Here is a 22,107-nt window from a genome sequence, read left to right as displayed (position 1 = left end):
GGCACCCCTGAAACCGGCTCCCAGCCCGGCCCGGGTGGCCGAGCAGGCGCGCGCCAAGGCACCCGTGGAGGTGACCGGCGCCCAGAGCCTCGTGCTCTCGCTCGAGGCGATGGAGGTCGACACGGTCTTCGGCATCCCCGGCGGCGCGATCCTCCCCGCCTACGACCCGCTCCTGGACTCCGTCAAGGTCCGCCACATCCTCGTGCGCCACGAGCAGGGCGCCGGTCACGCGGCCGAGGGGTACGCGGCCGCCACGGGGCGGGTCGGCGTGTGCATGGCGACCTCCGGCCCCGGCGCCACCAACCTCGTGACGCCGCTCGCCGACGCCTACATGGACTCGGTGCCGATCGTCGCGATCACCGGGCAGGTCAGCTCGACGGCCATCGGGACCGACGCGTTCCAGGAGGCCGACATCCGCGGCATCACGATGCCGGTCACGAAGCACAACTACCTCGTCACCGACCCCGCCGAGATCCCGCGGGTCATCGCCGAGGCGTTCCACGTCGCGAGCACCGGCCGGCCCGGGCCCGTCCTCGTCGACATCTCCAAGGACGCGCTCCAGGCGCGCACCACGTTCTCGTGGCCGCCGAAGATCGCCCTGCCCGGCTACCACCCGGTGACCCGTCCGCACGGCAAGCAGATCCGCGAGGCCGCGCGCCTCGTCGCGGCGGCCGAGCGCCCCGTCCTCTACGTCGGCGGCGGCGTCATCCGGGCCCGCGCGAGCGAGGAGCTGCGCCGCTTCGTCGAGCTGACGCAGATCCCCGTCGTCACGACGCTCATGGCCCGCGGCGCCCTGCCCGACAGCCACCCGCTGCACCTCGGCATGCCGGGGATGCACGGCTCGGTCGCCGCCGTGACCGGCCTCCAGAAGAGCGACCTCATCATCGCGCTCGGCGCGCGCTTCGACGACCGGGTCACCGGGCAGCTGTCGACCTTCGCGCCCGAGGCCAAGGTCATCCACGCCGACATCGACCCGGCCGAGATCGGCAAGAACCGCGTCGCCGAGGTGCCGATCGTCGGCGACGCGCGCGCCGTCATCGCCGACCTCGCCGAGGGGGTCGAGGCCGACATGGAGGCCGGGCAGGGCGGCGACTACACCGCGTGGCGCGAGCGTGTGGCCGGCTGGAAGGAGACCTTCCCCGTCGGGTACACGGCGCCCGAGAACGGCGCTCTCGCACCGCAGTACGTCATCGAGCGGCTCAGCGCGCTGAGCGGGCCGGAGTCGGTGTACGTGGCCGGCGTCGGGCAGCACCAGATGTGGGCCGCGCAGTTCGTGCAGTACGAGCGGCCCAACGCCTGGCTCAACTCCGGCGGCCTCGGGACGATGGGCTACTCCGTCCCGGCCGCGATGGGCGCGCAGGTCGGCGAGCCGGACCGCACGGTCTGGGCCATCGACGGCGACGGCTGCTTCCAGATGACCAACCAGGAGCTCGCCACCTGCGTCATCAACAACATCCCGATCAAGGTCGCGATCATCAACAACAGCAGCCTCGGGATGGTCCGCCAGTGGCAGACCCTCTTCTACAACGAGCGCTACTCGAACACCGACCTGCACACCTCGGTCGGCTCGCGCGTCCCCGACTTCGTCAAGCTCGCCGACGCCTACGGCTGCGTCGGGCTGCGGTGCGAGCGACCGGAGGACGTCGACGAGACGATCCGCCAGGCGATGGCCGTCACCGACCGCCCGGTCGTCGTCGACTTCGTCGTCGAGCGCGACGCGATGGTCTGGCCGATGGTCCCCGCCGGCGTGAGCAACGACGCGATCCAGGTCGCCCGCGACACCGCGCCGCAGTGGGACCGCGAGGAGTCCGAGGCCATCGAGCAGCACACCGACGCCGACCACGACGGCCGCTGAGGGAGAACCATGAGCAAGCACACGCTGTCCGTCCTCGTCGAGAACAAGCCCGGCGTCCTCGCGCGCATCGCCGCGCTCTTCTCCCGCCGCGGCTTCAACATCGACAGCCTCGCCGTCGGCGAGACCGAGCACCCCGAGGTCTCGCGGATGACCGTCGTCGTCGACGTCGAGGACCTCCCGCTCGAGCAGGTGACCAAGCAGCTCAACAAGCTCGTCGAGGTGCTCAAGGTCGTCGAGCTCGAGCCCGGCTCGGCCGTCCAGCGGCAGGTCATGCTCATCAAGGTGCGCGCGGACGCCGCCACCCGCAGCCAGGTCCTCGAGATGGTCCAGATGTTCCGGGCCAAGGTCGTCGACGTCGCGACCGAGTCGCTGACCATCGAGGCGACCGGCACCACCGAGAAGCTCCACGCGCTGCTCGAGGTCCTCGAGCCCTTCGGGGTCCGCGAGCTCGTGCAGTCGGGGATGGTCGCGATCGGCCGTGGGCCGCGCTCGATCACGGACCGGGCGCTCCGCAGCGCCTGAGCCGCACCCCCCTAGAGTCCCATCCAGCAGCACACCCGACCCGAAGGAGAGGCCTGTTCCGATGGCCGAGATGTTCTACGACGACGACGCCGACCTGTCGGTGATCCAGGGCCGCAAGGTCGCGGTCATCGGCTACGGCAGCCAGGGCCACGCCCACGCCCTCAACCTGCGCGACTCCGGCGTCGACGTGCGCGTCGGCCTCGCCGAGGGCTCCAAGAGCCGCGCCAAGGCGGAGGCCGAGGGCCTGACCGTCCACACCGTCGCCGACGCCGTCCGCGAGGCCGACCTCGTCGTCATCCTCACGCCGGACCAGGTGCAGCGCGGTCTCTACGCGGCCGAGATCGAGCCGAACCTCCGGGACGGCGCGGCCCTGCTCTTCGGCCACGGTTTCAACATCCGCTTCGGCTACATCGAGCCGCCGGCCGGCTCCGACGTGCTCATGGTCGCCCCGAAGGGCCCCGGCCACATCGTGCGCCGCGAGTTCGTCGACGGTCGCGGCGTGCCCGTGCTCCTCGCCGTCGAGCAGGACGCCTCGGGCTCGGCCTGGGACCTCGCGAAGTCCTACGGCAAGGCGATCGGCGGCCTGCGCGCCGGCGGCATCAGGACCACTTTCACGGAGGAGACCGAGACCGACCTGTTCGGTGAGCAGGCCGTCCTCTGCGGCGGCGCCTCGCAGCTCGTCATGTACGGCTTCGAGACGCTCGTCGAGGCGGGCTACCAGCCCGAGGTCGCGTACTTCGAGTGCCTCCACGAGCTCAAGCTCATCGTCGACCTCATGATCGAGGGCGGCATCGCCAAGCAGCGCTGGTCGGTCTCCGACACCGCCGAGTACGGCGACTACGTCTCCGGGCCCCGCGTCATCGACCCGCACGTCAAGGACAACATGAAGGCCGTCCTCGAGGACATCCGCAACGGGAACTTCGCCAAGCGCTTCATCGACGACCAGGACGCCGGCGCACCGGAGTTCAAGGAGCTGCGCGCCAAGGGCGCCGCCCACCCCATCGAGGGCACCGGCCGCGAGCTGCGCCAGCTCATGGCGTGGGTCGACACCGACCGCGACAGCGACTACGTCGAGGGATCCGCCGCGCGCTGACGCGACACCACCACCTCGACCCACCCCGTCGAGTGAGCAGAACACGCCGTGCGCGACTCCTCGCGCACGGCGTGTTCTGTACGTTCGACGCATGCGTGACCTCGTCGACGGGTGGCCCTTCTGGGTCGTCCTCGTCGCGTTCTGGGCCGGCGCCACGGCCCGCGGGGTCGCGACGTACTGGGTCGGGCGCGGCGTGCGGGCCGGGGGAGGGCGCACCCGCTGGGCCCACCACCTCGACCGGCCGGCCGTGGCGCGCGCCGAGCGCTTCGTGCGCCGGGTCGGCCCGCCCGCCGTCACCCTCGGCTTCCTCACCGTCGGCCTGCAGAGCGCGATCAACGCCTCCAGCGGGATGCTCCGGATGCCGCTGCGCCGCTTCCTGCCCGCGGTCGTCCTCGGGGCCCTGCTCTGGGCGGCGATCTACACGACGGTCGGGATGACGGTCGTCGACGCCGCGCTCGGCCGGGTGCCCTGGTGGTGGCTCCTCGTGGCCGCCGGCGTCGTGCTGCTCGTCGTCCTCGCGGCGCGGCGGCTGCGTCGTCGGGTCGACGCCGCGGCCTGACCCCGGACGCGACGACGATCACATCGTGGTCACTGGTGTCCACATGCTGGCGGGTGCCTACGATGGAGGTCCCGGCACAGCGGCGTGCCGGACGGCACGTCACCGCATCGGCGGACCCCCGACCACCCACGCACGCAAGGGACCTTTCACGTGACCAAGCCCGTCGTCCTCATCGCCGAGGAGCTCTCGCCCGCGACCATCGACGCCCTCGGACCCGACTTCGAGGTGCGCCACACCGACGGCGCGGACCGCTCCCAGCTCCTGCCGGCCATCGCCGACGTCGACGCGATCCTCATCCGGTCCGCGACCAAGGTCGACGCGGAGGCCCTGGCCGCCGCGAAGAACCTCAAGGTCGTCGCCCGCGCCGGGGTCGGTCTCGACAACGTCGACGTCGACGCCGCCACGAAGGCCGGTGTGATGGTCGTCAACGCGCCGACCTCGAACATCACCTCCGCGGCCGAGCTCGCCGTCGGCCTGCTCCTCGCCTGCGCCCGCAACATCGCGCCGGCCAACGAGGCGCTGAAGAACGGCGCGTGGAAGCGCAGCAAGTACGGCGGCGTCGAGCTGCTCGAGAAGAAGGTCGGCATCGTCGGCTTCGGGCGCATCGGCCAGCTGGTCGCCGAGCGCCTCAAGGGCTTCGGCGTCGAGATCCTCGCCTACGACCCCTACGTGTCGGTACAGCGCGCCGGCCAGCTCGGGGCGCGCCTCGTCACCCTCGACGAGCTGCTCGCCGAGTCCGACTTCATCACCATCCACCTGCCGAAGACCCCCGAGACCCTCGGCCTCATCGGCAAGGAGGCCCTCGCGAAGGTCAAGCCGAGCGTGCGGATCATCAACGCCGCCCGTGGTGGCGTCCTCGACGAGTCGGCCCTCGCCGAGGCCATCGCCGACGGTCGCGTCGCCGGCGCCGGACTCGACGTCTTCGCGTCCGAGCCGTGCACCGACAGCCCGCTGTTCGCCTTCGAGTCGGTCGTCGTCACGCCGCACCTCGGCGCCTCGACCGAGGAGGCCCAGGAGAAGGCCGGTGTCGCGGTCGCGAAGTCCGTGCGCCTCGCGCTCGGCGGCGACCTCGTGCCGGACGCCGTCAACGTCTCCGGAGGCGCCGTCGCCGAGGAGGTCCGCCCGGGCATCGACCTCGTCGAGAAGCTCGGCCGCGTCTTCACCGCCATCGCCGGCTCCGTGCCGGTGCAGCTCGACGTCGAGGTGCGCGGCGAGATCACCCAGCACGACGTCTCGATCTGGGAGCTGTCGGCGCTCAAGGGCCTGTTCACGGACATCACCGAGGACCCGGTGACCTACGTCAACGCCCCGCTGCTCGCCAAGGAGCGCGGCCTGGAGTCGCGCCTGGTCACCGACGGCAGCAGCGAGGACTACCGCAACGTCACGACGCTCAAGGGCACGCTCGCCGACGGCACGGTCGTCTCCGTGGCCGGCACGCTGACCGGCCCGAAGCTCGTGCAGAAGGTCACCGGCGTCCACGGCTACGACCTCGAGGTGCCGCTGAGCCGCCACCTCGCGTTCTTCTCCTACGTCGACCGGCCGGGCGTCATCGGCTCGATCGGCCGCCTCCTCGGCGACGCCGACGTCAACATCGCCGCCATGCAGGTCTCTCCGCACGACGCCGACGGCACCGCGATGGTGGCGCTGACGGTCGACCGCGCGATCCCCGACGAGGTCGTCGCGGCGATCGGTCGCGAGATCGGCGCCGACACCGTGCGCGTCGTCAACCTCGGCTGACCACCGGCACCCCGCGACGGCGGTCCGCCCCCTCGGGGGTGGGCCGCCGTCGTCGTGCGCCGCGCAGCCCCGCCCCGAGCGCGAGGCCCCACGCGAGGAAGAGGGGGGCCCACAGCCAGGCGTGGCCGCGGACGGCCACGAGGTCCTCGACCGGGCCGAGCGCACCCGTCAGGGCCAGGTTGGCCGCGACGGTGTTCGCGAGGCCGTAGAGCACGAGGGCCACGGCGACGAGGACGGGGGAGCCGGCCGCCCACGCGGGGCTGGAGGTGGCGTGCACCGTGCCGAGGCCGGCGGCGAGCAGCAGGGCGGGCGGGACGGAGGGGCGGAGGGGCACGGTGTCGACGCTAGGGGCGGGCGACCGGCCGTGGCAGGGGGGGAGGACCCCGGTCGGACCCGGGGACGCCGTGGTGGGACGCGGGCCGCCCGGCGCACTCGATCCGTCGACCTCACCGCTGATCCCGGCATCCATGGACCGTCGAGACGAGCGATTCCGCACATCATCGGTCGGTGTGACGCGCATCTCGAGCGTCATGTGGTCCGCATCGTGGGATCGACCTGACGAGTAGTAGGACGTCCTCCTACCGTGGAGGCATGACGCGGCGCGTACTCCTCATTCCCGGCCGCGGCGAGGTCCTCTAGTCAGCACCCTCGCCGCGGAGACCCCGCGACGTCGCTGACGCGCTCGCCGGCCCACCCCGGCTCGAGCACCGGACCACCCACGAACCCCGAGCGGCACCCGCCGCGGAAGCGAGAGACGCGATGAACACCGAGACGACGTTCGACGAGGCCACCCTGGCGCGCCAGGCCCTGCAGGAGTCGATGGACCTGCGCGACCAGGGCCACAGCGACGACTGACGCCCGACGCCGCCCCCGGGCGGCGCGACCCGACGGCCGTCCCGCCCTCCCACGGGCTGGGACGGCCGTCCGCATCCCGGACCCATCTCCCTAGGCTGGAGCACATGAGCGACGCCGCCACGACCACCCCGTCCTCCCTCGACCTCGCCGTCATTGCCGGCGACGGGATCGGCCCGGAGGTCGTCGCCGAGGGGCTCAAGGTGCTCGAGGCGGCGGTCGGCGCCGACGGACCCAAGGTCGCGACCACCGAGTACGACCTCGGCGCCCGGCGCTGGCACGCGACCGGCGAGACCCTCCCGGACTCCGTCCTCGAGGAGATCACGGGCCACGACGCCATCCTCCTCGGCGCGATCGGTGACCCCGGCGTGCCGAGCGGCGTCCTCGAGCGCGGTGTCCTCCTGCCGCTGCGCTTCGCCCTCGAGCACTACGTCAACCTGCGCCCGGCCAAGCTCTACCCCGGCGTCGAGAGCCCGCTGGCCGTCGAGCGCGTCGCGCCCGAGGGCATCGACTTCGTCGTCGTCCGCGAGGGCACCGAGGGTCCGTACACCGGCAACGGCGGCGCCCTGCGCGTCGGCACGCCGCACGAGATCGCGACCGAGGTGAGCGTCAACACCCGCTTCGGCGTCGAGCGGGTCGTCCGCGACGCGTTCGCCCGCGCGCAGGCCCGCCCGCGCCGGCACCTGACCCTCGTGCACAAGCACAACGTCCTCACCCACGCCGGCCACCTGTGGCGGCGCACCGTCGAGGAGGTCGGCGCCGAGTTCCCCGACGTCGAGACCGCCTACCAGCACGTCGACGCCGCGACGATCTTCCTCGCGACCGACCCCGGCCGCTTCGACGTCGTCGTCACCGACAACCTCTTCGGCGACATCATCACCGACATCGCCGCGGCCATCGCCGGCGGCATCGGCCTCGCGGCCAGCGGCAACATCAACCCCGAGGGCCGCTTCCCGAGCATGTTCGAGCCGGTCCACGGCTCGGCCCCCGACATCGCCGGCCAGGGCGTCGCCGACCCGACCGCCACCGTGCTCTCGGTGGCGATGCTCCTCGCGCACGTCGGGCTCGCGGACGCCGCCGCCCGCGTCGAGCAGGCCGTCGCCGCCGACCTCGCCGAGCGCGGCATCGCCGCCCGCTCGACGAGCGCCGTCGGCGACGCCATCGCGGCGCGCCTCTGACCGACCGGCTAGCCTCTCGGGAGCACCGTCGCTTCCCGAGGAAAGGACCTTCCGTCCCATGAGCCTGACCTTCGACCTCGAGCGTCGCCCGGACCCCGCGAGCGACGAGCGTCGTGCCGAGATCCTCGCGAACCCCGGCTTCGGCGTGTACTTCACCGACCACATGGCCAGCGCCACGTGGACCCGCGACGGCGGGTGGCACGACGGGCGCATCCACCCGTACGGCCCGATCACGATCATGCCGAGCGCCGCCGTGCTGCACTACGCGCAGGAGGTCTTCGAGGGCCTCAAGGCGTACCGCCACGAGGACGGCTCGGTGTGGTCCTTCCGCCCGGAGGCCAACGCCGAGCGGATGCAGCGCAGCGCCAGGCGCCTGGCGCTGCCCGAGCTGCCCACCGACGACTTCCTCGCCTCGCTGCGCGCGCTCGTCGAGGTCGACGAGGCGTGGGTGCCGGCGTTCGGCACGGGCGAGACGAGCCTGTACCTGCGCCCGTTCCTCTACGCGAGCGAGGCCTTCCTCGGGGTGCGCCCGGCGAATGAGGTCACCTACTCGGTCATCGCCTCGCCGGCCGGCGCGTACTTCCCGCGCGGCCTCAAGCCGGTGCGCCTCTGGATCTCCGAGCACTACGCCCGGGCCGGCGTCGGTGGCACCGGCGCCGCGAAGACCGGCGGCAACTACGCCTCCTCGCTCGCGGGCCAGCTCGAGGGCATCGAGCACGGCTGCGACCAGGCCGTGTTCCTCGACTCCGCGACGCACACGTACATCGAGGAGCTCGGCGGGATGAACCTCTTCCTCGTCACCGACGACGGGCGGCTGCTCACCCCGGAGCTCACCGGCACGATCCTCGAGGGCGTGACGCGCAGCTCCATCCTCGAGCTCGCCAAGGACCTCGGGCTCGAGCCGGAGGAGCGTCGCATCGAGATCCAGGAGTGGAAGGACGGCGTGCGCGACGGGCACATCCGCGAGGTGTTCGCCTGTGGCACAGCCGCGGTCATCACGCCGGTGGGTGAGCTCTGCTGGGACGGCGGCGAGGCGCCGTCGACCGCGGGCGACGAGGGCGGCGAGGTCACGCGCTCCATCCGGCAGGCCCTGCTCGACGTCCAGTACGGGCGCGCCGAGGACTCCCGCGGCTGGCTGACGCGCCTGGCCTGAGCTCGCGCGCGACGGGCCCCGCACCCCCGACGGGGAGCGGGGCCCGTCCGCGTCCCGGTAATGGTTCCTGAACGGACCATTGACACCGCCGGAGCGCCGGGTGTTGTCTGTGCACCACTCGATCCGCCCCGGACCCGCGCGGTCCGCTTCTGCACACCAAGAGGTGCACGTGAGCGTTTCCCGGACGACCGAAGGCCACTCGGACGACGAGGCCCTCCTCGCCGAGCTGGGCTACAAGCAGGAGCTGAACCGGAGCTGGTCCGGCTTCTCCAACTTCGCGATCTCCTTCTCGATCATCTCCATCCTCGCCGGCTGCTTCACGACCTTCGGCCAGGCGTGGAACAACGGCGGCCCGATCGCCATCTCGATCGGCTGGCCGATCATCTCGGCCTTCATCCTCGTCATCGGCCTGTGCATGTCGGAGCTGGTGTCGGCCTACCCGACGTCCGGCGGCATCTACTGGTGGGCGGCCAAGCTCGGTGGCGCGAAGGCGGGCTACTACACCGGCTGGCTCAACCTCATCGGCCTGCTCGCGGTCGACGCATCGGTGGCCTACGGTGCCGCGACGTTCTTCGACCTGTCGTTCAGCACGATGAGCGAGTCATGGGCGGCGGGCTACAGCCTCCAGCGCGTGTTCTGGATGTTCCTCGTCGTCCTCGTGCTGACCGCGCTCGTCAACATCTTCGGCGGGCACCTCCTCGCGCTGCTCAACAACGTCTCGGTGTGGTGGCACGTGGCCGGCGCCGCGGCCGTCATCCTCATCCTCGTGTTCCTCCCCGAGAAGCACATGAGCGTCGCGGACGTCTTCACGATGCGGGTCAACAACAGCGGCGGGCTGGCGGGGGGTGACACCGAGGGCTTCGGCTTCTGGTTCTACGTCCTGCCCCTCGGCTTCCTCCTCACGCAGTACACGATCACCGGCTACGACGCCTCGGCCCACCTCTCGGAGGAGACGCAGGGCGCGGCCGACGGTGCGGCCAAGGGCATCTGGCGCTCGATCTTCTACTCGGCCATCGGTGGCTGGATCCTCCTGCTGTCCTTCCTCTTCGCCGTCCAGGACCCCGCGGCGGTCACCGAGGGCGGTGGCGGCGTGGCCCTGATCTTCAACCAGGCGCTCTCGTCGGGCTGGGCCGGCACCGTGCTCCTCATCGCGAGCATCGGCCAGTTCTTCTGCACCACCGCCTGCATGACCTCGACGAGCCGGATGCTCTTCGCCTTCAGCCGCGACGGTGCGGTGCCGGGTGCCTCCCGGTGGGCGCGGCTCAACAGCCGCAAGGTGCCGGCCAACGCGGTCCTCGTCTCGTCCGTCGTGGCCGCGATCATCACCCTCCCGGCGCTCGTCGAGGTCGACATCAACGGGGCCCCGGTCCCGGTGGCCTTCTACGCCGTCGTGTCGGTGGCCGTCATCGGCCTGTACCTCGCCTTCGCCATCCCGATCTACCTGCGGTGGAAGGCCGGTGACTCCTTCAAGCAGGGCCGGTGGAACCTCGGCAGCAAGTGGCGGTGGATGGCCCCGCTCGCGGTCGCGGAGATCGCGGTCGTGTCGGTGTACTTCGTCCTCCCGTTCACTCCGGCCGCCAACCCGCTGAACGACGAGTTCAGCTGGAAGTTCGTCAACTACGCCCCCATCCTCACCGGCGGCACGCTCGTCGCGCTATGGGTCGGGTGGCACCTGTCGGCCAAGAAGTGGTTCACCGGGCCGAAGACGACGATCGACCTGCCCGAGGGCATGACCGGCGCCGACGAGATCGCGCTCGAGCACCACGGCAAGACGGCCCACGGCGGGGCGGAGCACGACTGGAAGCCCGGCGACCCGCTGAAGTGACCGGCCCCTCCGTGACCGGTCACGACGAGGTCCTCGACGGGATCCCCGTCCTCGCCGGGCAGGCGCGCCACGTGACGCGCCTGCCCGGCGGGCTGACCAACACCAACCTGCGGGTGCGCACCGGCACCGGCCTCGACGTCGTCGTGCGCCTCTCGGACCCCGGGACCGGGCTGCTCGGGGTCGACCGGCACGCCGAGTTCGTCAACACCCTCGCCGCGGCGGGCACCGGGGTCGGGGCGCCGGTCGTCGACTACCTCGGCGGCCGCGGCATCCTCGTCGTCGCCTTCCTGCCCGGGCGCACGTGGGGGGACGCCGACGTCGCGGCCAACCTGCCCCGGCTCGCGACGGCGCTGCGCCGGCTGCACTCCGCGCCGGTCTTCGTCGGCCGCTTCGACATGACCGCGCTGCGCCGGGAGTACCGCCGGGTCGTCGAGCAGCAGGGCTTCGCGCTCCCGCCCGGGTACGACGACCTCGAGCCCGCCGCCGAGCGCGCCGAGGCCGCCCTCGCCGCGCGGCCCGAGCCGCTCGTGCCCTGCCACAACGACCTGCTCGCCGCCAACGTCCTCGACGACGGGGGCGACCTGCGCATCATCGACTACGAGTACTCCGGGATGAACGAGCCGTCCTTCGAGCTGGGCAACGCGGCCGCCGAGGCCGGCCTCGACCACGAGGCGCTCGCCGAGCTGTGCGCGGTCTACCACGCCCGGCGCGACCCCGGCGACGCGGCGCGGGCCGAGCTCTGGGGCTTCCTCGCCCGCTACGGCTGGACGCTGTGGGGCGTCATCCAGGAGGGACGCGGCGAGATCGACTTCGACTTCCGGGCATGGGCCACGGAGAAGCTCGACGCCGCGCGGGAGCTCGCCGGAGGGCCGCGCTGGGAACGGCTGCTGGCCGGGGCGGCGGGATCATGAGCGGCGAGCTGCCCTCCCGCGCACGGGTGGTCGTCGTCGGTGGCGGGGTCATCGGCGCCTCCGTCGCCTACCATCTGGCGCACCTGGGGGAGACCGACGTCGTCGTCCTCGAGCAGGGCACGCTGTCGTGCGGCACGACCTGGCACGCGGCCGGGCTCGTCGGGCAGCTGCGCGCCAGCGAGGCCGCGACACGGCTCGTCCGCTACTCGACGGAGCTCTACGGCCGGCTCGAGGCCGAGACGGGGCTCTCGACCGGCTACCGGGTCTGCGGCGGCCTCACCGTCGCCCGGACCCCCGAGCGGATGGTGCAGCTGCGGCGCACGGTCGCGAGCGCCGCCGCCTACGACCTCGAGTGCGAGCTGCTGACCCCTGCGCAGGCCGCAGAGCGCTACCCCCTGCTGCGCACCGACGACCTCGTCGGCGCCATCTGGCTGCCGGGGGACGTGCGCGCGGACCCGGCGGACCTCACCCAGGCGCTCGCCCGCGGCGCGCGGCAGCTCGGCGTGCGCGTCCACGAGCGGGTGCGCGTCACCGGGATGCACCTGGAGCAGCGTGGCGACCGGCGGCGCGTCACGGGTGTCGTCACCGACCGTGGGGAGGTCGAGTGCGAGGTGGTCGTCAACGCCGCCGGCCAGTGGGCGCCGCTCGTCGGGGCGATGGCCGGCGTCGGCGTGCCCCTGCACTCGGCCGAGCACTTCTACGTCGTCACCGACCAGGTCGAGGGCGTGCACCGCGACCTGCCGGTGCTGCGCGACCCCGACGGCTACACGTACGTCAAGGAGGAGGTCGGTGGCCTGCTCGTCGGCGGCTTCGAGCCCGAGGCCAAGCCGTGGGTCGCGCCGCAGGACATCCCCTACCCGTTCGAGTTCCAGCTGCTCGAGGAGGACTGGGAGCACTTCTCGGTGCTCATGGACAGCGCGGTCCACCGCCTCCCGGTGCTCGCCGAGACGGGCATCCGCAAGTTCTACAACGGGCCCGAGTCCTTCACGCCGGACAACCAGTTCATCCTCGGCGAGGCCCCCGCGTGCGACGGGTTCTTCGTCGCCGCCGGCTTCAACTCCGTCGGCATCGCGTCGGCGGGCGGCGCAGGAAGGGCGCTCGCCGAGTGGGTCGTCGCGGGGGAGGCGACCTCGGACCTGCTGGCCGTCGACCTGCGCCGCTTCCCGTCGGTGGCGGCCAACCCGACGTGGCTGCGCTCCCGGGTGGTCGAGGTGCTCGGGCTGCACTACGCGGTGCCGTGGCCCAACCGCGAGCTGACCTCCGGTCGGCCACAACGCTGCTCGCCGGTGCACGACCGGGTCGCCGCACTGGGCGCGGTCTTCGGGACGCGCAACGGGTGGGAGCGTCCGCTGGTCTTCGCGCCGCCCGGGGAGGAACCGCGGCTCGAGTACTCGTGGGAGCGACCGGCGTGGGCCGACTGGTGCGACGCGGAGCAGCGCGCCACCCGCTCGGCCGTCGCGGTCTTCGACCAGACCTCGTTCAGCAAGTACCTCGTGACCGGCCCCGACGCGCTGGCCACCCTGCAGCGGACGTGCACGGCCGACGTCGACGTGCCGGTGGGGCGCACGGTCTACACGGGCATGCTCGACGAGCGCGCCGGGTACCAGGCCGACGTGACCGTGACCCGCACCGCGCCCGAGGAGTTCCTCGTCGTCTCGAGCGCCGCGACGACCGAGCGCGACCTCGACCGGCTGCGGCGCCACCGCGTCGGCCGGCCGGGCGTCGTCGACGTCACGAGCGCGTACGCCGTCCTCGGGGTCATGGGTCCGCGCTCGCGCGAGCTGCTCGCGCGCCTCACCCCCGAGCCCCTCGACGACGCCGCCCACCCGTTCGGCACCTCGCGCGTCCTGCCGCTCGGCCGCTCGGTGGTGCGCGCCACCCGGATGACGTACGTCGGCGAGCTCGGGTGGGAGCTGTCCGTACCGACCGAGCAGGCGGCGGTCGTCCACGACGCGCTGATGGACGCCGGGGCGGACCTCGGTGCGGTGCCCGCGGGCTACTCGGCCATCGAGGCGCTGCGGCTCGAGAAGGGGTACCGGGCGTTCGGGCGCGAGCTGACCCCCGAGGTGACCCCGGTCGAGGCCGGGCTGCTCTTCGCCTGCGACCTCGCGGGCGGCTCCGACTTCCTCGGGCGGGCGGCGCTGGTGGAGCGCCGCAGACGCGGCCCGGCGCGCCGGGTCGTCTCCCTCGTGTGCGCCGAGCCGCAGGCCTGGCTGTGGGGCGGCGAGCTCGTCCTGCGTGACGACGTGCCGGCCGGGCAGGTGACGAGCGCGGCGTGGGGCGCGACGGTCGGGGCGTCGGTCGGCCTCGCCCTCGTGGGGGACCGGGCGACCGGCTCCGCCGACGACGGGTGGCTCGGCACGGGGCGCTGGGAGGTCGACCTGGCGGGGGAGCGGCTGCCCCTCACGGTGTCCCGGCGTCCGCCCCTCGACCCACGGACGGCGCGGACGGTGACGCCGTGACAGACTCGACGCCACGAAAGGTCCGGAAAGGGACCTTTGCCGACGACGCCCCCGGCGTCGTCGTCCGGGAAGGAGGACCGAGCATGGGCGACCCCGCCCTCGTGACCCACCTGCCGTCGGCCATCCTCCGGCAGACCCCGGGCAACCCCTTCGAGACGACCGTCGAGCAGCTCGCGACGGCCATCCGGCTCGGCGTGTTCTTCGACGGCGACCAGCTGCCGCCCGAGCGCGAGCTCGCGGAGCGGATGGGCGTGGCGCGCGGCACGCTGCGCGACGCCATCGCCGCCCTGCGCGACGCCGGGCTCGTGACCACGCGCCGCGGCCGGGGCGGCGGGTCGGTCGTCACCTACACCGCGCCCGCCCCCGGCAGCGGAGGACCCGTGCGGCGGGGGGCGACCCTGCTCGACGCGCTCGACTTCCGGCGGGTCGTGGAGCCGGGGGCCGCGTGGCTCGCGGCGACCCGCGACCTCTCCGGCGACCAGCGCGCGTGGCTCGAGACGTGCCTGCGCGAGACGACGGAGGCCGTCGACCCGGGGGCGCACCGCCTCGCGGACAGCCGTCTCCACCTCGCGGTGGCCACGGTGTCCGGCTCGCCGATGCTCATCGAGGCGGTCACCCGCGCGCAGGCGGCGCTCGGCGAGCTGCTCACGGCGATCCCCGTGCTCCGCAAGAACATCCAGCACTCGCACGACCAGCACCGGGCGGTCGTCGATGCCATCCTGACCGGGGCGGCCGACGACGCGCGGACCGCCATGGAAGAACACTGCGACGCGACCTCCGCACTCCTGCGGGGGCTCATCGGATGACCGGGAGGACGACCATGACGACCCCGACCCACCTCGGCGGACCGCCGCGCCTGACCCTCGAGCAGCTGCGGACCGACGTCGCCGACGGCACCGTCGACACCGTCATCGTCGCGTTCACCGACATGCAGGGACGGTTGCAGGGCAAGCGGATCCACGCGGCCTTCTTCCTCGAGCACGTCCTCGACGGCGGGACCGAGGGCTGCAACTACCTCCTCGCCGTCGACGTCGACATGAACACCGTCGGGGGCTACGCGATCTCGTCGTGGGAGCGCGGCTACGGCGACATGTTCTTCGACCTCGACCTCTCGACGCTGCGGCGCACCCCCGCGCACCCGGGCTCGGTCACCGTCCAGTGCGACCTGTCGTGGCTCGACGGCTCGGGCGAGGTCGTGCAGTCGCCGCGGACCATCCTCAAGAAGCAGGTCGCGGCGGCGCAGGAGGGCGGCTGGGGCGCCTTCGCCGGCACCGAGCTCGAGTTCATCCTCTTCGAGGACTCCTACGACAGCGCCTGGGACCGCCGCTACCAGGGCCTGACCGGGGCCAACCGGTACAACGTCGACTACTCGATCCTCGGCGGCAGCAAGGTCGAGCCGGTCCTGCGCGAGATCCGCAACGAGATGTACCGCGCCGGGATGACCGTCGAGTCGGCCAAGGGGGAGTGCAACCTCGGCCAGCACGAGGTCGGCTTCCTCTTCGACGAGGTCCTGCGCACCTGCGACAACCACACCGTCTACAAGACCGGGGCCAAGGAGATCGCGGCCCGGCACGGGCAGTCGCTGACCTTCATGGCGAAGTACGACGAGCGCGAGGGCAACTCGTGCCACGTGCACCTCTCGCTGCGCGGCACCGACGGCGAGATCGTCTTCGCCGACGACGAGCGCGAGGGGGGTCGCTCCGAGCTCTTCGACCACTTCCTCGCCGGCCTGCTCGCGACGATGCGTGAGCTCACGTACTTCTACGCGCCGAACATCAACTCCTACAAGCGATTCGCTGCCGGTTCGTTCGCCCCCACCGCCGTCGCCTGGGGCACCGACAACCGCACCTGTGCCCTGCGCGTCGTCGGCCACGGCGCCGGCCTGCGCGTCGAGAACCGCGTCCCGGGCGGGGACGTCAACCCCTACCTCACGGTGGCCGCGATGATGGCCGGCGGCCTGCACGGCATCCGTGAGGGCCTCGAGCTCCCCCCGGTCTGCGAGGGGAACGCCTACACGGGCGAGTACGACCACGTCCCGACGACCCTCGCCGAGGCGCGGGACCTGCTCGCCGGCAGCGCGGTGGCCCGTGCCGCGTTCGGCGACGAGGTCGTCGACCACTACGTCAACGCCGCCGACGTCGAGATCACCGCGTTCAACGCGGCGGTCACCGACTGGGAGCGGGTCCGCGGATTCGAGAGGCTGTGAGCACCCAGCGATGAGCACCACCACGCACGACGTCATCGACCCGGCGACCGAGGAGGTCGTGACCACGGTCACCCTGGCCGGCGTCGAGGAGACCGACGCCGCGGTCGCCCGGGCCGTCGAGGTCGGGCCGGCCTGGCGCGCCGTCGCGCCCGCCGACCGCGGGATGCTCCTGCGCCGCTTCGCCGACCTCGTCGAGGAGCACACCGAGGAGCTCGCGCGGCTCGAGGTGCGCAACGCGGGGCACACCATCGGCAACGCCCGCTGGGAGGCCGGCAACGTCGTCAACGTCCTGCGTTACTACTCCGCCGCTCCGGAACGCCTCTTCGGCCGGCAGATCCCGGTCGCGGGCGGACTCGACGTGACCTTCCGTGAGGCGCTCGGCGTCGTCGGAATCATCGTCCCCTGGAACTTCCCGATGCCGATCATGGGCTGGGGGATGGCCCCCGCGCTGGCCGCCGGCAACACCGTCGTGCTCAAGCCGGCCGAGCTCACCCCGCTCACGGCGATGCGCATCGGCGAGCTCGCGCTCGAGGCCGGCCTCCCGGAGGGTGTGCTGCAGGTCCTGCCCGGCGCCGGCGCCGTCGTCGGCGAGCGCTTCGTCACCCACCCCGACGTCCGCAAGATCGCCTTCACCGGCTCGACCCGGGTCGGGCAGGGGATCATGCGCGGCGCTGCGGAGCACGTCAAGCGGGTGACGCTCGAGCTCGGCGGCAAGTCCGCCAACGTCGTCTTCGCCGACGCCGACCTCGACAAGGCGGCGGCCGCGGCCCCGATGAGCTTCCTCGACAACGCCGGCCAGGACTGCTGCGCCCGCACCCGGATCCTCGTGCAGCGCAGCGTCCTCGACGCGTTCATGGAGCGCTTCGAGACCGCCGTCCGCGACGTCGTCGTCGGCGACCCGGGGGACGAGGCGACGCAGATGGGCCCGCTCGTCAGCGAGCGGCAGCGCGAGACCGTTCGCGGCTACGTCGACGGCACCGACGGGCACGACGCGGTCGACGTCGCGTTCCGGGGCAGCGCCCCCGAGGGCGCCGGCTGGTGGTACCCGCCGACCGTCGTCCTGCCCTCGGGCACCGAGGACCGGATCTGGCGCGAGGAGGTCTTCGGGCCGGTCGTCGCCGTGCTGCCGTTCGAGGACGAGGCGGAGGCCGTCGCGATGGCCAACGACAGCGCCTACGGGCTCTCGGGCTCGATCTGGACGCGCGACGTCGGCCGGGCCCTGCGCGTCTCGCGGGGCATCGAGGCGGGCAACCTCTCGGTCAACAGCCACTCGTCGGTCCGCTACTCCACGCCCTTCGGCGGGTTCAAGCAGAGCGGCATCGGCCGTGAGCTCGGGCCCGACGCCCTCGACGCGTTCACCGAGGTGAAGAACGTCTTCATCTCCACCGAGGACTGAGCGCCGCTCCACCCCGACCACCCACCGCACCACCCAGCACCGAGGAGAGAACATGTCAGGCAGGCTCGCGGGCAAGGTCGCCGTCGTCACCGGCGGCTGCTCCGGCATCGGCCTCGCGACCGTGCGTCGCTTCGCCGAGGAGGGCGCGACCGTCGTCGTCGCCGACCTCGCGGACGAGGCGGGCGAGGCGCTCGCCGCCGAGATCGGCGGCACGTACGTGCACTGCGACGTCGCGTCCAAGGACGACGTCGACGCCCTCTTCGCCACGGCGAAGGAGAAGCACGGCCGGGTCGACATCGCCTTCAACAACGCGGGGATCAGCCCGCCCGACGACGACTCGATCCTCGACACCGACCTCGACGCGTGGCGCCGGGTGCAGGAGGTCAACCTCACCTCGGTGTACCTCTGCTGCAAGGCGGTCATCCCGATGATGCGCGAGCAGGGCGGCGGCTCGATCATCAACACGGCGAGCTTCGTCGCGGTCATGGGTGCGGCGACGTCGCAGATCTCGTACTCCGCGTCCAAGGGCGGCGTCCTGTCGATGACCCGCGAGCTCGGCGTGCAGTTCGCCCGCGAGGGCATCCGGGTCAACGCCCTCTGCCCGGGCCCGGTCAACACCCCGCTGCTCAAGGAGCTGTTCGCCAAGGACGCCGAGCGCGCCGCGCGCCGGCTCGTCCACGTGCCGATGGGTCGCTTCGGCGAGCCGGAGGAGATGGCGAACGCGGTGCTCTTCCTCGCCTCGGACGAGTCGAGCTTCATGACCGCCTCGACCTTCCTCGTCGACGGCGGCATCTCGGGCGCCTACGTCACGCCGCTCTGAGCCCGGCCGTGCCCACCCACCGCCCGGTCATCGGGATCACCTGCTACGTCGAGGACGTCGACCGCTACCCCTGGGTGGGGCAGCGCAGCGTCGTCCTGCCGCACCGGTACGTCGCGCAGGTCGAGGCGGCGGGTGGGGTGGCCGTCGTCCTGCCCCCGCGACCCGACGTCGACGCGGCGCTCGCCCGCTCGGTACTCGAGCGCGTGGACGGGCTCGTCGTCGCCGGGGGAGCGGACGTCGAGGCCGGCCGCTACGGCGCGCAGCCGCACCCCACCTCCCAGTCGCCGCGGCCCGACCGCGACGACTGGGAGACGGCCCTGGTCCGGGCGGCTGCGGAGGTCGACCTGCCGGTCCTCGGCATCTGCCGGGGGATGCAGGTGATGGCCGTCGCGGACGGCGGGACGCTCGAGCAGCACCTGCCGGACCGCGTCGGGCACGAGGCGCACTGCCCGAGCCCCGGCGTCTACACCTCGCACCACGTCGACCCGGTGCCGAGGAGCCTCCTCGCGTCCGTCGTCGGCGAGCTGCCGCTCGACGTGCCGACCTACCACCACCAGGCGGTGCTCCCGTCCTCCCTGGAGGGGTCGGGCTGGGTGCCGGCGGCGTGGCACGGCGACGGGACGCTCGAGGCGATGGAGGACCCGCGGGCCCGCTTCCGCCTCGGGGTGCAGTGGCACGCCGAGGAGGGGGAGCTCGCCGACCTGTTCGTCGCGCTCGTCCGCGCGGCGGCCGACGTGGCGGCGCTCCGGCCCTGAGCGCGTCCGCGGCTCAGGCGCGGGCGTCGCGCCCGAGCTCGTCGAGCACCCGGCGGAAGCCGGCGTAGCGCCGCGGCCCCACCTCGGCGGCGAAGGTCTCCTCGGCCCGCGCCATGGCGTCCCGGGCCCGGCCGAGGAGCCGCTCGCCCTCGGGCGTGAGGCGGACGCGGCGCACGCGGCGGTCGCCCGGCTCGGCGTCGCGGCGCACGAGGCCCGCGGTCTCGAGCTGCGTGACGAACTGTCCGCAGCCCTGCTTGGTCATCCCGAGTCGCTCCGCGAGGGCGGTGACGCTGGCGCCCTCGGCCGGCACCGCGTCGAGGACCCGGACGTGCGAGAAGCGCAGCCCGGGGCCGAGCAGGCCCGCGACCTCCGACCGCAGGCGTCCGAAGAGCCGCCCCAGCAGCTCGGGCAGGATCTCCTTGACGTCGGTCACAAAGTCACTTTACCTTCTTGGTGGTAAACCGACTTTACGAGGAGGGGGCATGGTCGCCACCGACGCCCTCGGCCCGGCCGCCGTCGACGACGACGAGCTCGCCCGGATGCTCGCCGCCCACCACGGGGTCGACGGCCCGGCCACGGTGCGGGACGTCGAGGTGAGCGAGTTCGCCTACGACCTCGTGGCCATCACGACGCGCTCGCGGCACCTCGTGCGCGGGACGCTCGTGACGGCGGAGGGGGAGCGGCCCTTCCGGCTCTTCGTCAAGGTCGTCCAGGCCTGGGAGCGCTCGCCGCTCTTCGCGCAGGTCCCGGAGCACCTGCGGGCGGTGGCGGCGGCGGGGGTGCCCTGGCGCACCGAGCCGCTCGCCTACCGCTCGGACCTCGCGGACCGGTTGCCGGCGGGGCTGACGATGCCGGCCGCGGTCGCCGTCCGCGACCTCGACGAGCTGTCCTGCGCCCTCTGGCTCGAGGAGCTCGACGTCGTCGACGAACCGTGGGACGAGCAGCGCTCGGTGCGCGCCGCACGCCTGCTCGGCCGGCTGTCGGGCAGCCCGCGCGTGGCGCCGCTGGCGGGCGTCGGCGGCGTCCGGCTCACCCTGCGCGACTACCGCGACGGGCGGCTGGCGCACCAGGTCCTGCCGATGCTGCGGGACGACGGTCCGTGGCGCCACCCGCTCGTCGCCGACGCGTTCGACGCCGACCTGCGCGGGCGGCTGCTCGAGGCGGCCGGGCGCGCGGGCGAGCTCGTCGAGGAGGCGATGGCCCTGCCGCACCTGCCCGCCCACGGCGACGCCTGCCCGAACAACCTGCTCGCCCTGCGGGGCCTCGACGGCTTCGTCCTCGTCGACTACGGCTACTGGATGCCGATGCCGGCCGGCGCCGACCTCGGCCAGCTCCTCGTCGGTGACGTGCAGACCGGCCGCGCGCCGGCCGGCGACCTCGCCGGTCGCGACGCCGCCCACCGTGCGGCCTACGTCGCGGGGCTGCGCGACGAGGGCTGCGACGTGCCCGCGGAGGTCGTGGCCCGGGGCCACGCCGTGCACCACCTCGTGCTCACCGGGCTGTCGAGCCTGCCCTGGGAGCACCTCGGCGCCGAGCCCTCGCCGGCGCTCACCGCGCTCGCCCGGGACCGGGCCGCCATCGCCCGGTTCTGTCTCGACAGGGTGGACGAGACCGCCACTGCCTGACGCCGGGGTGACAATGGGCCGGTGAGCCGACTCAACAGACTGGCCGTCGCCGCCGGCGCCGCGAGCGCCCTCGGGGCCCTCGCCGCCGCCGGGCGCGGCGTGGGTGCCGCCATGGGGGCACGACCGGACGGGGTCCGCCTCGAGCGGATGCGGCGCTCGCCGCACTACCGCGCGGGCGCCTTCCACAACCGCCGCCGCGGGACGGCGTCGATGCCGACGAGCCAGCGCGACGTGCTCGAGCGCTACCGGGCCAACGCCGAGACGCGCCGGCCTGCGGGGCCCATCCCCGTCGTCAGCGCGCACCGCGAGCCCGCGACCGAGGGCCTGCACGTCACGTGGTTCGGTCACGCGAGCGCCCTCGTCGAGCTCGACGGCGTCCGCCTCCTGCTCGACCCGGTGTGGAGCGAGCGCTGCTCGCCGAGCCAGCACGTCGGCCCCCGACGCCTCCACGCGACCCCCGTGCCGCTCGAGGCGCTCGGGCGCATCGACGCCGTCGTCATCTCGCACGACCACTACGACCACCTCGACATGGCGAGCATCCAGGCGCTCGCCGCCGGCACGGACGCCGTCTTCGTCGTGCCGCTCGGCATCGGCGCGCACCTCGACGTCTGGGGCGTGCCCGGGGCGCGGGTCGTCGAGTGCGACTGGGGTGAGGGACACGACGTCCGCGGCGTGCGGGTGACCGCGGTCGAGTCGCAGCACTTCTCGGGTCGCGGCCTGCGCCGCGACGGGACGCTCTGGGCCTCGTGGGTGTTCGCCGGCCCCGGCGGGCGCGTGTTCTTCAGCGGCGACACCGGGTACTTCGACGGGTATGCCGGGATCGGGGCCGAGCACGGCCCGTTCGACGTCTCGCTCATGGCCGTCGGTGCCTATGACGCCGCGTGGCGCGACATCCACCTCGACCCCGAGGAGGCCGTCCGCGCGACCGTCGAGCTCGGCGGCGGCCTGCTGCTGCCGATCCACTGGTGCACGTTCGTGCTCGCCCCGCACCCGTGGGCCGAGCCGGTCGAGCGCCTGCTCGTCGCCGCGGCGACCGAGGGCGTCCAGGTCGCCGTCCCGCGCGTCGGCGACCGGGTCGACGTGGCGGACCCGCCCGGCCTCGACTCGTGGTGGGAGGCGGCGGCCGGCCTCCCCGTGCGAGCCTGAGCACCGCTCCGG

General features: G+C 73.2%; 20 protein-coding genes. 18 read left to right on the top strand and 2 right to left on the bottom strand.

What is annotated here, in order from left to right:
- The first annotated feature begins 7 nt into the window (after positions 1–7).
- The 5 genes from J3473_RS10955 (at position 8) to serA (ending at position 5,766) form a co-directional block, all read left to right on the top strand.
- On the top strand, positions 8–1,855 hold the full coding sequence (locus tag J3473_RS10955) for an acetolactate synthase large subunit (protein ID WP_256437942.1): 1,848 nt from the start codon (positions 8–10) through the stop codon (positions 1,853–1,855).
- A 9-nt stretch (positions 1,856–1,864) separates the two neighbouring features.
- The gene (gene ilvN, locus J3473_RS10950) at positions 1,865–2,377 is read left to right on the top strand and encodes an acetolactate synthase small subunit (RefSeq protein ID WP_030527888.1); all 513 of its coding nucleotides are present in this window, start codon (positions 1,865–1,867) and stop codon (positions 2,375–2,377) included.
- A gap of 61 nt (positions 2,378–2,438) precedes the next feature.
- Positions 2,439–3,470 (top strand): ketol-acid reductoisomerase, encoded by a 1,032-nt coding sequence (ilvC, locus tag J3473_RS10945; RefSeq protein ID WP_207023336.1) that lies wholly within the window; start codon positions 2,439–2,441, stop codon positions 3,468–3,470.
- A gap of 91 nt (positions 3,471–3,561) precedes the next feature.
- Complete coding sequence (locus tag J3473_RS10940; protein WP_207023333.1) at positions 3,562–4,029, top strand: DedA family protein; 468 nt, start codon at positions 3,562–3,564, stop codon at positions 4,027–4,029.
- A gap of 150 nt (positions 4,030–4,179) precedes the next feature.
- On the top strand, positions 4,180–5,766 hold the full coding sequence (serA, locus tag J3473_RS10935) for a phosphoglycerate dehydrogenase (protein ID WP_030527891.1): 1,587 nt from the start codon (positions 4,180–4,182) through the stop codon (positions 5,764–5,766).
- Here serA and J3473_RS10930 read toward each other — a convergent pair.
- Complete coding sequence (locus J3473_RS10930; RefSeq protein WP_207023331.1) at positions 5,753–6,100, bottom strand: DUF3995 domain-containing protein; 348 nt, start codon at positions 6,098–6,100, stop codon at positions 5,753–5,755. The genes serA and J3473_RS10930 overlap by 14 nt on opposite strands.
- A gap of 425 nt (positions 6,101–6,525) precedes the next feature.
- On the opposite strand from J3473_RS10930, the gene J3473_RS10925 reads away from it, so the two are divergent.
- From J3473_RS10925 to J3473_RS10875, 11 genes are all read left to right on the top strand, one after another.
- Positions 6,526–6,621 carry a hypothetical protein gene (locus J3473_RS10925; protein ID WP_030527893.1) on the top strand — a complete coding sequence of 32 codons (96 nt, stop codon included), beginning with the start codon at positions 6,526–6,528 and terminating at the stop codon, positions 6,619–6,621.
- Between the two features lie 104 nt (positions 6,622–6,725).
- Complete coding sequence (locus J3473_RS10920) at positions 6,726–7,796, top strand: 3-isopropylmalate dehydrogenase (RefSeq protein ID WP_207023329.1); 1,071 nt, start codon at positions 6,726–6,728, stop codon at positions 7,794–7,796.
- A 58-nt stretch (positions 7,797–7,854) separates the two neighbouring features.
- Positions 7,855–8,949 carry a branched-chain amino acid aminotransferase gene (locus J3473_RS10915; RefSeq protein ID WP_030527895.1) on the top strand — a complete coding sequence of 365 codons (1,095 nt, stop codon included), beginning with the start codon at positions 7,855–7,857 and terminating at the stop codon, positions 8,947–8,949.
- Positions 8,950–9,118: 169 nt separating this feature from the next.
- On the top strand, positions 9,119–10,774 hold the full coding sequence (locus J3473_RS10910) for an amino acid permease (protein WP_207023327.1): 1,656 nt from the start codon (positions 9,119–9,121) through the stop codon (positions 10,772–10,774).
- 11 nt (positions 10,775–10,785) lie between these two features.
- Positions 10,786–11,685, top strand: a complete 900-nt coding sequence (locus J3473_RS10905) for a phosphotransferase (protein ID WP_207023651.1) — start codon at positions 10,786–10,788, stop codon at positions 11,683–11,685.
- A complete protein-coding gene (locus J3473_RS10900) occupies positions 11,682–14,147 on the top strand; it encodes an FAD-dependent oxidoreductase (RefSeq protein WP_207023325.1) in 2,466 nt (821 codons plus the stop codon). Before J3473_RS10905 ends, J3473_RS10900 begins: the two co-directional genes overlap by 4 nt.
- Before the next feature lie 83 nt (positions 14,148–14,230).
- On the top strand, positions 14,231–14,953 hold the full coding sequence (locus J3473_RS10895) for a FadR/GntR family transcriptional regulator (RefSeq protein WP_207023323.1): 723 nt from the start codon (positions 14,231–14,233) through the stop codon (positions 14,951–14,953).
- A gap of 14 nt (positions 14,954–14,967) precedes the next feature.
- Positions 14,968–16,353 (top strand): glutamine synthetase family protein, encoded by a 1,386-nt coding sequence (locus J3473_RS10890; protein ID WP_030527900.1) that lies wholly within the window; start codon positions 14,968–14,970, stop codon positions 16,351–16,353.
- A gap of 10 nt (positions 16,354–16,363) precedes the next feature.
- Positions 16,364–17,749, top strand: coding sequence for an aldehyde dehydrogenase (locus tag J3473_RS10885; RefSeq protein ID WP_207023322.1), 1,386 nt, complete (start codon positions 16,364–16,366; stop codon positions 17,747–17,749).
- A gap of 52 nt (positions 17,750–17,801) precedes the next feature.
- On the top strand, positions 17,802–18,569 hold the full coding sequence (locus J3473_RS10880; RefSeq protein ID WP_030527902.1) for a 3-oxoacyl-ACP reductase: 768 nt from the start codon (positions 17,802–17,804) through the stop codon (positions 18,567–18,569).
- A gap of 8 nt (positions 18,570–18,577) precedes the next feature.
- Positions 18,578–19,324 (top strand): gamma-glutamyl-gamma-aminobutyrate hydrolase family protein, encoded by a 747-nt coding sequence (locus J3473_RS10875; RefSeq protein WP_207023320.1) that lies wholly within the window; start codon positions 18,578–18,580, stop codon positions 19,322–19,324.
- Between the two features lie 13 nt (positions 19,325–19,337).
- Here the strand turns inward: J3473_RS10875 and J3473_RS10870 are convergent, their stop codons facing one another.
- Positions 19,338–19,757: a MarR family winged helix-turn-helix transcriptional regulator gene (locus J3473_RS10870; RefSeq protein ID WP_207023317.1), complete on the bottom strand. Its 420-nt coding sequence runs from the start codon at positions 19,755–19,757 to the stop codon at positions 19,338–19,340.
- Positions 19,758–19,806: 49 nt separating this feature from the next.
- Between J3473_RS10870 and J3473_RS10865 the strand changes: the two genes are divergently transcribed.
- Both J3473_RS10865 and J3473_RS10860 read left to right on the top strand, forming a co-directional pair.
- Positions 19,807–20,949, top strand: coding sequence for a phosphotransferase (locus J3473_RS10865; protein ID WP_207023314.1), 1,143 nt, complete (start codon positions 19,807–19,809; stop codon positions 20,947–20,949).
- A gap of 21 nt (positions 20,950–20,970) precedes the next feature.
- Positions 20,971–22,095, top strand: a complete 1,125-nt coding sequence (locus J3473_RS10860; protein ID WP_242525816.1) for an MBL fold metallo-hydrolase — start codon at positions 20,971–20,973, stop codon at positions 22,093–22,095.
- The last annotated feature ends 12 nt before the right edge of the window (positions 22,096–22,107 follow it).

The sequence above is a fragment of the Phycicoccus sp. DTK01 genome (assembly GCF_017312765.1).
GTDB classification, from domain to species: Bacteria; Actinomycetota; Actinomycetes; order Actinomycetales; family Dermatophilaceae; genus Phycicoccus; species Phycicoccus jejuensis.
This window is presented reverse-complemented; position numbering and strand designations above follow the sequence as displayed.